Below are 12393 nucleotides of genomic sequence, written 5' to 3'. Positions count from 1 at the left end.
TCAGGTTCAGGACCCGTTCGGCCACAAATGGTCACTCGCGACGCACACGCGCGATCTGAGCCCCGACGAAATCCAGAAGGCGATGAGCGCGTGCTCGTCGGCCGAGCAGAAATAGCCTACTTGCAAGCTGCTTTCGACCGGCCGGTAAGCGGCTTTGCCCACAGGCGATGGGCGGATGATCGCCTGGTGATGGCTGCTCACCGCGGGTAAAGAGCCGCCGATCGCTGAATGACCGCAAAACGGTGGCGCTGCTTCATCGCCGCACCGCCGCCCGCCGTTCCAAAAAACCCCGAAGCCAATCCGCAGCGGTTCCAAAGGAGCAACGTCATGCAGAAAATCGCACCCTGCCTGTGGTTCGACGGCAACGCCGAGGAGGCCGCGAACTTCTACCTGTCCGTCTTTCCGGCATCGCGCATCGCCGCCACGCTGCACTACACGGAAGCGGGCCCCGGACGCGGAGGCGACGTGCTCGCCATCACGTTCGAGCTCGACGGTCAGGAGTTCATGGCGCTGAACGGCGGCCCGCAGTATCAGTTCACGCCCGCGCTCTCGCTGATGGTGCATTGCGCGTCGCAGGAGGAAGTCGACCGCTACTGGTCGACGTTCATCGACAGCGGCGGCACGGCAGTGGCTTGTGGCTGGCTGCGGGACCGCTACGGCGTGTCGTGGCAGATCGTGCCGGACGGACTGCTCGAGATGCTGCGCGACCCCGATCGCGACAAGGCGAATCGCGTGATGGCCTCGATGATGAACATGATCAAGCTCGATATCGCGGCGCTCAGGAAAGCGTATCGCGGCGAATAGAAGGACTTCTGGCGGGACCGCACGCCGAGCGCCGAGCGCCGCGCCGCGGCATCGCATTCAGGTCCCCGCCATCATCGCCGTCAGATCTTTGATAGCATCGGCCTCGACCCTATACGGCGAGACATTCACGGTGCGCGTCAACCATCAGGCTTTCTTCTGCTCGCTGTTTGTCGCGCGTCTCGCCGATCAGATCCTGCTCTTTCTCGTCCCGCTCGTCGTATTCCAGACGACCCGCGAGGTCTCGTGGTCGGGCCTCGCGTTCTTCATCGAGACGCTGCCGCGCTACCTGGTGTTCCCGTTCTTCGGCGCCTTGTGCGACCGCTTGCCGCCGCTCAGGCTGATGCGTGTGAGCCAGGCGGTGCGCGCGCTCGCGTGCTTCGGCGGCATCGCGGCCTATGCGGCGTTCGGTGGCATAGGCTGGCTGATCGCGCTGTCGGCCGTCTGCGGCGTCTTGACGAGCCAGGGGCTGGTTGCGCGCGAGGTGATGCTGCCGCAGATCTTCAGCACGCAACAGATCCAGCGCGTGCTCGCGTACTCGCAACTAGCCGACCAGTTGGGCTTCGTGCTCGGCCCGATGCTGGCCGCGCTGCTGCTCGGCGTATGGCGCTGGGAATCGGTGGTCGCGGTCACCGGCGTGCTGTTTCTCACCGCCGACGCCGCGCTGTTCGTATGGCAACGCGTCAGCGGCTTTCAGGCGCCCGCTCTCGCGCCCGCGCCCGCCAGCCGCTGGACACTGCCGCTGCGCGTCGCGCTGCATCATGTGTGGACGCTGCCGGGCCTGAAGAAGGTGATCATGCTCGCGGCCGCGGAAAACCTCGTGATCGGCGTGACGCTCGCGACATCGGCGGCGATGGTAACCGGCTTTCACGCGCAATCGAACCGCTACTACGCGGGACTGCAAACGGCTGGCGCGATCGCCACCGTGCTGGTGCTGCTGACGGTCGCGCGCGCCGGCTGGCCGCGGCGCGTGCTCGGTCTGGTCGCGTTCGTGACGATCTGCGCGGGCGGCGTGATCGCGGGCGCGGCCGCGGCACCGTGGGGTTATGCGCTGGGCTTCCTGCTGATCGTCGGCTTCGACAAGATGTTCAACGTCTATATTCGCAGCGCGCGTCTGGAAATCATTCCGCCCGAGGACTACGGCAAGACGATCGGTGTCGCGATCCTGCTGAACAATCTGACGCAACCGCTCGCCGGTTTGCTCGTCAGCGTGTTTTCCGCGCGCGCGCAAACCGGCCCGCTGATCGTCGCGCTATCGCTGACGATGGGCGGCATCGGCGCGGCGGTAGCGGCCGGCTCGGCGCTGCTGCGGCGCAAACGCGCGCTGGTGTTGGAGGACTGACGGCGCGACCGCGCAACGTGGTGACCGTCGCGAACCGGGCGGCTCAAGTTACCCACAGTTTTTGTTGGCAAATCTGTGCATAACTCTGCGCAAAGGTCCGCAAGCCATTGATGCGCCGACTGTTTCGTCAGCGACGCCGGACTGCGGGCAGCGCCCGTCAGGCGGCCGCGGCGCGCGGCATCGCGAAGCCTTCCTCGCGCTGCTCGCCGCCCAGCGCGTCGAGCAGATCGACCAGCATGCGGTCGAGCTCGGCGGTCATCAGCGCGACGTCCGAGTCGAAACGTTCGTCGTCGTTCTGCGCGGTCGGATCGCTCGCTTCCTTCAACACGTCGAGCGGCGCGACGCGTTTGATCGTCAGCGACGGCGTCAGCACGAACGACACGCGGTCGTTCCACGTCATCGCCAGCCGCATGCATTGCTTGCCCGCTTCGATATGGCGGCGCATGTCGTCGACATCCAGCGTATGGCCGACATAGCGGACCGTCGCGTTGCCTTCGGTCGCCGAGCGCAATTCCGTGTCCTGATCGAGCGTGAAACCCGCCGGCGCGTCGCCGTCGAGCAGCCAGCCGGTCATCGCCGCGACCGGTGACTGTGTGACCCGCACCGTCATCAGCGGCAACGCGTCGATCGACTTCACCAGCAGCCCGCGCACCTCGTCGGCGACCGTCTGGGACGCCGCGTCGATCACGAGCCAGCCGTTCCTGCAATCGATCCACACGCGTGTATCGCGACGGATGCTGAACGCGCGCGGGCGCAGCTCGTCAGTGACCTGCTCCTTCAATTCGCGCATCTGCTTGCGGCCCGGCTTGAAGCCCTGCTGCTCCTCGAGTTCGAGCGCGCGCTCGCGCGTCACCTGGGTGACGACCGACGCGGGCAACAGCTTCTTTTCGGCGCGAAACGTGAGCAGCATCTGGCCGTTGAGCGCATACACGAGCGAGTCGCCGTCGCGCGGCGGCGCCCAGCCCTGCGCCTGCATCTCGACGCTATTGCCGGGCGCGAACGCGTACGGCGTGAGCCATTTGTGCATCTGTTCGGGGGTGACGGACCACGGTGCGGGAAGACGGTGCAGCTGAAGGTTTTTGAACCACATGAGCGAGGTATCTTACGGGTGAATTGCAAGATTTTATCTGACGACAGCAATCGTGCGTTCGGCCAAGGGACTCTGTTACTTTCTATCGCTCCAGTACGATTGTGAGGGGTGGTCGCAAAGGTCGAATGAATTCCGCGCGGTGCTGCCGGACCCAATGCCATCATGAAGTGCCGGCGTCTGTGCTTCCGTTCGTCCGCATCTGTGCGGACACTTCACGGTTCAGAACTTCGAAAGTAACGGGTAGACGGTCGACTTTAAGGCCTTAGCCCATGTCGCACCAAACGATGGGCGTGTCGTCGAGAGGCGCCTTGAGGCAACCCGATGCTGCTCAAGCAACCCGGCGCGGCCAAGCCGTACTGGTTTTTGCCGAATCGATTTTGAGCACGCCCAACGCCGAAATCGCCTACACTTTTTCACAAGCGCGCGATTGAACGGAGGCGGCCATGACCGACGAAATCGCACCTTCGCAGATGGTCGAATACGAGGGTTTCGAAATTCACGTAGCAGGTGTTTTGAGAGATACGCCCAGCGACGGGGGCGCGCAGACCGCGGCGGATGAGTGCTACACGTTTGTCGGCTACGTCTGCCATCCGGGCGCGAATCCTGCCATTCCCGGCCACGCGGTGCGGTTTCACGCCGCGGGCGACGAGGGTTTTGGCAGTGAGAAAGAAGCGTTCCAGGAGGGCCTGCACGTGGGACGCAGCATCGTGGAAGGCACGCATGCGGATTTGACTGTGTTGCCGCTCGTGACCGGCGGCGTGTAATCCTGGTCGCGGGTTGGCGAGGGACCTATGCACCCGACGGCGCGTTCTGCTTCGCACGGATGCGCAACGCCAGTTCCAGCATGCGCTGATTAGCGCTGACGGGCCCGAACGTCTCAATTTTCTGAGATGCCCTTTGCACGAGACAGCGGCGTAGCTCCGTGTCTGTCAGCAATCGCTCAATTGCCGAGGCCATCGCGTCGACGTCGCCGACCGGCACCAGCAGGCCCGCCTTGCCGTCGTCCAGCAAGTCTCGCGGGCCAGTCGGGCAATCCGACGATAGCACGGGTGTACCGAGCGCCATCGACTCGCCGAGCACCATGCCGAAACCCTCGTAGCGGCTGCTCAAGACGAGCAATTCCGCCTGCCGGATAAAGGGCGACGGATCCGCGCAGAAGCCGAGAAAATGCACCGACGTGCCGATTTCCAGCTCATCGGCAAGTTGCTCCAGTTGCTGACGATCACGCCCTTCGCCGATCAGCACGAGATCGGCCTTGCACCGGCCACGCCGACGTACGTGCGCATAAGCGCGCAACAAGGTGCTGTGGTCCTTCTGACCTTCATCCAGACGCGCCACAGAAACGATGAACGACTCGGCTGGACTTTCAATTTGCGTGCGCGCCGCCCGTCTCAGGGCATCGACATTAATCACATTCGGCAACTCGACGATGTCAACAGCGATTGCGGAAAAAAGTGCCTGCGCCTCACGCCGCATGGCCGGAGTCAGCACGGCGATCGCCGAGTAGCGCGAATAGTGCTTCACGCGCCGCGCGACGTAGCGCTCGCTCTTGTTGCCAAGGCGCGCCGCCAGACTGAAATGGCTCACGCCGAACCAGGGCACATTGCAACTGCCCGCCATATGGCGCAGCGAAAAATCGAAATCGCAGATCAGATCTTGCTGCCTTGCGAGGCGCCGCATACGCAGCGCCGCAAGTGGCCGGATCGCGGCGTAGGTCAGCAGCTTATGCAACAACTTCACACCGACGCTCAATTTGCGCCGGCGGGCCGCCTGATGAAGCACGTGCATCCATTTGGACGACGCAAGCACGTGAACCGGCACGTCGTCGGGAATCGACCGCGCGCGCCAGAAATGCAAGTCGTCGGTCGGATATGCCACCGACAGGCTTGGCGAGAATAACCGCCGGTCCAGCGTTCGCAGCCACGAGAGCAGCGCAGTCTCGGTGCCGCCCCTGCCGAAATCGTTGATATGAAACAGGATGCGCAGCGGGGTGCGGTCGGGCTCACTGGCGCGAGGGTGGTCAGCGTTCTTCACCTTGGTCATTCGCCTAACTCTGGCGTCGGCTGTGGGCGTCGCTGCACGCTGCGCATGACCGCTGCATGCCTGGATGCCGTCTCACGCGACAACTGGCCGGAAATCGTGGCTCGCTCCGCGCAGCCCAGCAGCAGCCCAGCGAACGCCCAGAACGCGAGCATGGTTGTTTGCCACATGAAATCATCGGTGAGGTTTTTCGCGATCATGCCGGCGACGAGCGCCACGCCCGCGGCGCACAACCACGGGTCGACTCGTCGCAAGCGCCAGAAACGCGCGACGAGGCCTAACAAGAGCGCAGTCTGCAGCGCCACGCCTATTACACCAGTCTGCGACCATGTATTGATGAACAGGTTGTGCGCATGCGTCAGCGCTTGCGGTTCGGCCGCCAGTAAACTGGGCGGTATTTCGCCGCGATAGACCATTCCCGGCAGCGGCTTGCCGAAGCCCACGCCGACCCATGGGTGCCGCTCGGCCTCCCGGACATAAAACGCCCATAGCTTCGGACGCGTGTCCGCGGAAACAGTGTCGCCGATCGCGGCCAGGGAGCCCGGCACGTAGACCTGATGGCCGTCGATGGCAACATCGCGCGCCTGCGTGGGCAGGGGCACGTTGCCGGCTATGCGCAGACGCGAGCTGAATTCCAGGGTGCCAAGCCCGGCCGCGCCCACGACGGTAATGACCAGCGCCGCCAGCAGCAGGCGGCGCCGGTACAGAGGGAATAGCGCGATCAGCAGCGTGACGCAGGCCGCCGGCCAGAAGAACCGGTTAAGCGTGGCAAGTCCGATGAACAGGCAGAGCGCGATGCCGCTCGCGCCGATCGCGCGCCAACGCGGCCGCAGCAAGAGGCCGGCGAACAGCGACATGGCAAACACCGCGAGCGTGCTGGTGTGGCCGACGCGGTTATAGAAATGCAGCAAGAAAGTGTTGGCGGTGGGCGGTTGCAAATGCCCCCAGTTCAGCGCGCTGATAGCGGCGAGCGCTACGCACGCGACCCAGTTGACGAGTACCACCGGCGCGGGTCGCCGCAGTGCCGTGCCGAATAGCCAGAAGCCCCAGAACGACGCCAGCGGATAGAGCACCTCGTCGCACCACGCGTGAATGCTGACCATTGGATATCTGGACCACGAGACTGAGATGAGACTCCATCCGGCCCAACCCGCAATGGGCAACATCAGCGGCCATTGCAACGGAGACGGCCGGCTCGGCGACCAGGCCGCAGCCAGCACCCCAAGCCCCATCAGCGCAAGCGCATTGAAGACGATCGCCGTCATGTGGCCGAACATGACCACAAACAGAATGACCGGACAGGCAATCCAGAACACGCGCTCCACTCGCGCAGCCGTGTCAGTCATCACACTTTCACCAGAACGTTTTGCAATGCCTTGTACACCGAGTCTACCGACAGCCGGCCCATACAGTCCGCATGGTCCTCGCGCCACGCAACGCAGGTCGTCTCGTTGCGATCGCAGCGACGCACCCATGCTACCTTGCGGCGGAAAATAAAAGGCTGATCGCGGCACGGCATGTCCGCGATCGTAATCGGAATGAACGGCACGTCACTCCAGTACCGACCCGCGCCGTGAATCAGCGCGTTGCCGGGCCCGAATAGTGCAAGTGTCGGCACCCCGATCAGACGCCCCAGATGTGCGACGCCAGTATCGGGACAAACTACGGCTTGCGCGCCGGCGAAGACATGCCATAGCTCGCCGAGACCGAGGCGCGCCGCGAAATTGGGGTGACGAGGAATGGGTTCGATCGCGCGAATCAGTTCGGCTTCGCCCGGACCGCCAGTCCATACCGGCAGATAGCCGAGCGCTTCCACGCGTTGCGCCAGTTCGCGCCAGCGGGCGTCCGGCCAGCGTTTGACGTTGCTGCTTGCGCCCGGATGCAGCACGACGTACGGCTTCTCCAATTGCAAAGCCTCGGGTAACGCCGCGGGTTGCGGCGTGCTCCAGTCGGTCGGCCGGTAAGCGCGCGGCGGCGGCCCGTCGATCAGTTCGGCAGCAAGATCGCCCCAAGCCGCCGGCGCGGCGGGATACGGTAGCCTGCGGTTGATCGGCCAGTTCTTCCAGGCCGGTTGATCGGCCGCGTGTCCGACGATCCAGCGGCAGCCGGCGCCCAACGCGAGCCAGCTATGACGATTGTCGCCGGCCACAATGCCGAGGTCGTAGGGTCCCGAAAGCAAAACATCGCGCACCGACTTCGAATCACGCGGATCGAACGGCATTGCAGTGACGTGGAAAGGCCGCCCGGCGTAAAGCGGCACGATTGCCTTCGGGCAGGCAAGAACGATCTGCGCCTGCGGATGTTGCGCGCGCAATTTGGCGAGAAGCGGCGTGAGCAGCAGCGTGTCACCCAGCAACAAATGATGCGCAATCAGGATACGGCTCGGATGCTCTGGCTCGCGGCACAACGGCTTCATCAGCAATCGCGGAATTGCCCGCGCCAAGGTACGAAGACGCCCGGAAAGCCGACTCATAAGCCCATCGATGCGTTGATTTCCGCCGCGATCTTGCTATATGCCGTTTGCCGGCGCGAGGTCGCGTTCGCCATGCTAAGTCTCCAGCGATGTCTTTTCCGAAGGCCTCCACTACGGCGGCGACGACCCCGTCGCGGCAGGCCCGCGCGCTGGAAAGCCGTGCTTTTCGCCGCCGCCTGCGCAAAGCGGGCGTGGAAAGCTGCTTGAAATATGGATGTTTGCTCGCGTTAAGTGCGAGCGCTGACAGCCGCAAATTGTAACACGTGGCCTTGGTGCGGAACCGCCTGACATAGACCCTGGAAGCCCCTCCGGCCTTACACAGCAGTGCTGTAGGAGGCTACCGCGCGCGCTCGATCTCCCGCGTCAGTTCGATCAGCGCGCTCACATGGGCGGCCACACCCGGATCGTACAACACAGCGTCGCGGATCCGTTCTGGCGGCGCGCGACCCGCGCCGTCGCGATGCGCCTGCACCGCCCGCACGAGCGTCGCGCGCAGATCGGCCACATCGTTAGGCGCGAAGACGAATTTCGCGTGCTGGGCGATCGCGTCGCAGCAACCAATGGTCGACGAAAAAACGACCGGCGTGCCACACATCACCGATTCGATGCCGACAAGGCCGAATGGCTCGTACGTCGACGCGAGGATCGTGAAATCCGCAGCCTGATAGCATTCGGCAAGTTCTTTCACGTAGCCGGCGTAACGCAGCCGCTGCCCGGTGCGTGCGGGCGGGCGCCCCGCCACGACCACCACCACGGGCAGAGTCGTGTCCCGCAGCGCTGTTTCGATGAGCGGCAAGCCCTTGCGCTCGTGGCTGCTGGACGGAAACAGCAACACGATCTCGTTGTCGGCAAAACCGTATTTGCGACGCAGGGCGGCGCGGGTCGCGGCGTCGGTCGGCGCGAAACGCGTGCCGTCGACGGGAGGAAACAGCACACGGATCTTCGCGTCGTCGACGCCATACAGCTCCCGAAGCTCGTCGTGCATCAGTTGCGAATGCGCCACCACGACTTTCGAGCGTTCGTACTGGCGACGTTCGAGCGCGATCTGCCAGCGATCCGAACGCTTCTGAGCACGTCCCATCGCACGCAAAAACCCGAGGTGGGTGCCGCCGCAGATCGCCACCTCTGACGAGTCGACGCGGTTGCAACCGATCAGCACATCGACCTGCGCGGCGCGGCGCGCCGATCGCAAGCGCCATGAAAACCAGTGGTCGCGCAACTTTCCCGGCAGGAAAGAGACGTTGATACGGTGCGGCTCGACCAACTTGCATTCCGGCTGCGACACGTCGAACCGACGCGCGAAGAAGGCCGGCTCGATGCCAAGCTCGGCCAAGCCGCGTACTAGGTCCATCGCGTACCGCTCGAGGCCGCCACTATGTTGCAACGCGTTACTGGAGAGTCCAAGTTTCTTCATTCAGACAGCGCGCCTGCGCCTTCTCGGATATTAATGGGAAGTCATCCGCGGTCGGGGCGAGCCAACGGCGCCGAGTAGAAACGGAAATGGCCGATGGACGCACGTTGTAGCTTATGCCGCGCTGTGCTGGAACTGGATCCGATGCAGATGCGCATATAAGCCGTCCTGCGCCAACAGCTCCCGATGGCTGCCGCGCTCGACGATCCGCCCTGCTTCCATCACGAGAATCCGATCGGCCCGCTCGATCGTCGATAGACGGTGCGCAATCACGAGCGTCGTGCGACCCTTCATCAGCGTTTCGAGCGCCGCCTGCACGTGGCGCTCGGATTCGGAATCGAGCGCCGAAGTCGCTTCGTCGAGAATCAGGATCGGCGCGTCCTTGTAGATGGCGCGCGCGATCGCGAGGCGCTGGCGCTGCCCGCCCGACAGCATCATGCCGTTGTCGCCGACCAGCGTTTCGATACCCTGCGGCATCGCCTGCACGGTGTCCCACAGATTGGCCGCGCGCAGCGCCGCTTTCACCTTCTCCGCGTCGGCATCCTTGCCGTAGGCGACGTTGCGCGCAATCGTGTCGTTGAACAGCACGACGTCCTGGCTCACCATCGCGATTTGCCCGCGCAGTGCGTGCAGGTCGTATTCGGGCAGCGCAACGCCGTCGACGAGGATCGCGCCGCCGGTCGGGTCGAAAAAGCGCGGCAGCAGATTCACCAGCGTGGTCTTGCCGCTGCCCGACGGCCCCGCGAGCGCGACCATCTCGCCGGGCGCGATCTTAAGCGACACCTGATCGAGCGTATGGCGGTTATGCGTGGAGTGGGTGCCGTACGTGAACGACACGTCGCGGAACTCGACTTCGCCGCGCGCGCGCTCGAGCGGCTTGCCGCCGCCTTCCGGCTCGGCCGGCTCGTCGATCAGACCGAAGATCAGCTCGGCCGCGGTCATGCCGCGTTGCAGCGGCTGATTCACATCCATCAGATGCTTCAGCGGCGAGATGATCAGCAGCATCGACGTGACGAACGCGACAAAGCCGCCGACCGTCGTCTGATCCGATGACGACTGCACCACCGCGATCGTGATCACGACCGCCAGCGCAATCGACGCAAGAAACTGCGTCAACGGTTGCGCGAGTCCGCCGGACACAGTCATGCGCATCGCGTAGCCGCGTAGGCGCTTGCTCATCGAGGTGAAGCGGTCCAACTCGTACTGCTCGCCGTTATGCACCTTGACGACCTTGTAGCCGCCGACCGTCTCCTCGACGATGTACGACAGCTCGTTGGTGAGCAGCTGGTGCTCGCGGTTCAGGCGCCGCAGACGGCGGTTGATCTTGCCGACCAGCCAGCCGATGCCCGGCAGCAGCACCGCGACGATCAGCGTCAGGCGCCAGTTCAGATAGAACAGATAGCCGAGCAGGAAGACCACTGTCAGCGAATCGCGCACGAGCGTGACCATCACGCTCAGCAGCACGTTGAGAATCTGATTCACCTCGAAGACGATCGCGTTGATCACGGTGCTCGCGGTTTCGCGCTGGAAGAACGCGACGCTCGTGTGAATCATGCGGTTGAACATCTTCAGGCGCAGCTCGAGCAGGATCTTGTTCGATACATACGCGAGCAGGTAGCCGGACGCATATTGCGACACGCCGCGGATCAGCGCGAGGCCGATCACCGCGACCGGCACGAGCCACCTGGTCTGGTCGGCCGCATGCGTGCCGAAGCCCTTGTCGAGCAGCGGCTTGAGCAGCGCGGGGATGGCGGCGTCGGTGCCGGCGCTCACCGCCATCGCGACGATCGCGCTGACCACCACCCACAGCAGCGGTTTGATAAACGGCCACAGGCGGCGCAGCACGACGGCCGGCGATGACGCCTCGCCTGAACCCATGGGTTTGCTTAACGTTGGCTTCGCGCTCAAGGAATCCTCTGGAAATGCGGAACGGCGAGCACCCGGCGCCCGGTCCGGCCGCCGTGTGAAATATTGAAAAAGAGCATTGTAATCGGTTGAAGATCGCCGCCGGCGCGCAGTGCGCGACGGAATTGGCCGAAAGCCTGGCGGCCCCGGCAAGCTGGTGTGGGGACGGATGGGCTGTGTATACTTGCTCGCGCTCGCAGCCCGATCCGTCGATTCGTCTTCCACGAACATTCAGTCCGCCCCATCCCCGGTATGCAAGAAACCACTCTCGGCGTCGCCCTCATCACCCGCAACGCGGCGGCGCGGCTGGCCGAGTGCCTGCGGGCCGTGGCCTTCGCCGATCAGATCGTCGTCATCGACGGCGGCAGTACCGACGGCACCGCCGACATCGCCCGCGCGCACGGCGCCCGTGTGCTCGAGCAGGCGGACTGGCCGGGTTTCGGCCCGCAAAAAAACCGCGCGGTGGATGCGCTCACGACGGACTGGATCCTGTCGCTCGACGCCGACGAAATCGTCACACCGGAACTCGCCGCATCGATTCGCGCGGCCATGACGGCGCCCGCCTCCGATGTCTACGCGGTGGATCGTCTGTCGAGCTTCTGCGGTCACTGGGTTCATCACAGCGGCTGGTATCCGGACTGGATTCCACGCCTGTTCAAACGCGGCACCGCGCGCTTCTCCGACGACCTGGTGCACGAGCGCCTGGTGTTCGACGCGCCCGCGCAGCGTCTGACCGGTAAGCTGATGCACTACTCGTACGAGGACTACGAGAGCGTGCTGCGCAAGCTCGACGCCTATTCGACGGCCGGCGCGCGGCAGCGTTACCTGGCCGGTCAGCGCGGCAGCATGCGCGTCGCGGTAGGGCGCGGTCTGTGGGCGTTCGTGCGGACCTATCTGCTGCGGCGCGGTTTTCTCGACGGCCGGGCCGGCCTGATGATCGCGCTATTCAATGCGGAGACCGTGTACTACCGGTTTCTCAAGTTGTCGCGGCTGCAAGAGACGGACGGGCGGTAACCGGTGCGCGATCGGCGGCGATAAAAGACGACTGTCGAACGACGAGCCGGTTTTTGGCAGGATCGGGCAGCGCACGCGTGCCATCCAGGCGCTCGCCGACAAATCACAGCTTACGACCTTCCAGCGCTACAGCCCGGCAACGCGATCGAGCAAGCTTCGCCGATACGCACCGCACCGGCCGCCCTCCCGCGCCAACCCTCAATAGACAATCTCGATCGAGCTGCCCGCGAATTCGCCGCGCAGCGCGGCCAGCAGTTCGTCGGTCGGCTTCACGCGCCATGCGTCGCCCAGACGCATCTCACCCTGCGCGTTTTTGC

At 64.3% G+C, this 12393-nt stretch carries 11 protein-coding genes and 1 pseudogene; 5 read left to right on the top strand and 7 right to left on the bottom strand.

Annotated features, from left to right (window positions below):
• From VGH68_RS10440 to VGH68_RS10430, 3 genes and pseudogenes are all read left to right on the top strand, one after another.
• Positions 1-115 (top strand): annotated as a pseudogene (locus VGH68_RS10440) (VOC family protein); the annotation flags it as partial.
• 212 nt (positions 116-327) lie between these two features.
• A complete protein-coding gene (locus tag VGH68_RS10435; RefSeq protein WP_331603523.1) occupies positions 328-804 on the top strand; it encodes a VOC family protein in 477 nt (158 codons plus the stop codon).
• A gap of 130 nt (positions 805-934) precedes the next feature.
• Complete coding sequence (locus tag VGH68_RS10430; protein ID WP_331603522.1) at positions 935-2143, top strand: MFS transporter; 1209 nt, start codon at positions 935-937, stop codon at positions 2141-2143.
• A 157-nt stretch (positions 2144-2300) separates the two neighbouring features.
• Here the strand turns inward: VGH68_RS10430 and VGH68_RS10425 are convergent, their stop codons facing one another.
• Positions 2301-3233 carry a recombination-associated protein RdgC gene (locus VGH68_RS10425; protein WP_331603521.1) on the bottom strand — a complete coding sequence of 311 codons (933 nt, stop codon included), beginning with the start codon at positions 3231-3233 and terminating at the stop codon, positions 2301-2303.
• 443 nt (positions 3234-3676) lie between these two features.
• Between VGH68_RS10425 and VGH68_RS10420 the strand changes: the two genes are divergently transcribed.
• Positions 3677-3997 carry a hypothetical protein gene (locus VGH68_RS10420; RefSeq protein ID WP_331603520.1) on the top strand — a complete coding sequence of 107 codons (321 nt, stop codon included), beginning with the start codon at positions 3677-3679 and terminating at the stop codon, positions 3995-3997.
• A 25-nt stretch (positions 3998-4022) separates the two neighbouring features.
• Here VGH68_RS10420 and VGH68_RS10415 read toward each other — a convergent pair whose 3' ends face one another.
• The 5 genes from VGH68_RS10415 to msbA form a co-directional block, all read right to left on the bottom strand.
• Positions 4023-5276 carry a glycosyltransferase gene (locus VGH68_RS10415; RefSeq protein WP_331603518.1) on the bottom strand — a complete coding sequence of 418 codons (1254 nt, stop codon included), beginning with the start codon at positions 5274-5276 and terminating at the stop codon, positions 4023-4025.
• On the bottom strand, positions 5273-6619 hold the full coding sequence (locus VGH68_RS10410) for an O-antigen ligase family protein (RefSeq protein WP_331603524.1): 1347 nt from the start codon (positions 6617-6619) through the stop codon (positions 5273-5275). The genes VGH68_RS10415 and VGH68_RS10410 overlap by 4 nt, the downstream gene beginning before the upstream one ends.
• On the bottom strand, positions 6619-7746 hold the full coding sequence (locus tag VGH68_RS10405; protein ID WP_331603517.1) for a glycosyltransferase family 9 protein: 1128 nt from the start codon (positions 7744-7746) through the stop codon (positions 6619-6621). Before VGH68_RS10405 ends, VGH68_RS10410 begins: the two co-directional genes overlap by 1 nt.
• Before the next feature lie 337 nt (positions 7747-8083).
• On the bottom strand, positions 8084-9160 hold the full coding sequence (locus VGH68_RS10400; RefSeq protein WP_331603516.1) for a glycosyltransferase family 4 protein: 1077 nt from the start codon (positions 9158-9160) through the stop codon (positions 8084-8086).
• Positions 9161-9271: 111 nt separating this feature from the next.
• Positions 9272-11065, bottom strand: coding sequence for a lipid A export permease/ATP-binding protein MsbA (gene msbA, locus VGH68_RS10395; protein WP_331603515.1), 1794 nt, complete (start codon positions 11063-11065; stop codon positions 9272-9274).
• Between the two features lie 249 nt (positions 11066-11314).
• On the opposite strand from msbA, the gene VGH68_RS10390 reads away from it, so the two are divergent.
• The gene (locus tag VGH68_RS10390) at positions 11315-12076 is read left to right on the top strand and encodes a glycosyltransferase family 2 protein (protein WP_331603514.1); all 762 of its coding nucleotides are present in this window, start codon (positions 11315-11317) and stop codon (positions 12074-12076) included.
• Between the two features lie 198 nt (positions 12077-12274).
• Here the strand turns inward: VGH68_RS10390 and VGH68_RS30090 are convergent.
• Positions 12275-12393 (bottom strand): hypothetical protein (locus tag VGH68_RS30090; RefSeq protein WP_414696926.1); only part of this gene is annotated, 119 nt, incomplete at its 5' end.

The organism is Paraburkholderia sp. (genome assembly GCF_036488505.1).
In the GTDB taxonomy this organism is placed as follows: domain Bacteria; phylum Pseudomonadota; class Gammaproteobacteria; order Burkholderiales; family Burkholderiaceae; genus Paraburkholderia.
The sequence above is the reverse complement of the archived record's forward strand: the minus strand, read 5'-3'. Positions and strand labels throughout refer to the sequence as shown.

Coding starts and splice junctions, on each gene's coding strand:
- VGH68_RS10435 (WP_331603523.1), top strand. CDS start 328: ATGCAGAAAATCGCACCCTGCCTGTGGTTCGACGGCAACGCCGAGGAG.
- VGH68_RS10425 (WP_331603521.1), bottom strand. CDS start 3,233: ATGTGGTTCAAAAACCTTCAGCTGCACCGTCTTCCCGCACCGTGGTCC.
- VGH68_RS10420 (WP_331603520.1), top strand. CDS start 3,677: ATGACCGACGAAATCGCACCTTCGCAGATGGTCGAATACGAGGGTTTC.
- VGH68_RS10415 (WP_331603518.1), bottom strand. CDS start 5,276: ATGACCAAGGTGAAGAACGCTGACCACCCTCGCGCCAGTGAGCCCGAC.
- VGH68_RS10410 (WP_331603524.1), bottom strand. CDS start 6,619: ATGACTGACACGGCTGCGCGAGTGGAGCGCGTGTTCTGGATTGCCTGT.
- VGH68_RS10405 (WP_331603517.1), bottom strand. CDS start 7,746: ATGAGTCGGCTTTCCGGGCGTCTTCGTACCTTGGCGCGGGCAATTCCG.
- VGH68_RS10400 (WP_331603516.1), bottom strand. CDS start 9,160: ATGAAGAAACTTGGACTCTCCAGTAACGCGTTGCAACATAGTGGCGGC.
- VGH68_RS10390 (WP_331603514.1), top strand. CDS start 11,315: ATGCAAGAAACCACTCTCGGCGTCGCCCTCATCACCCGCAACGCGGCG.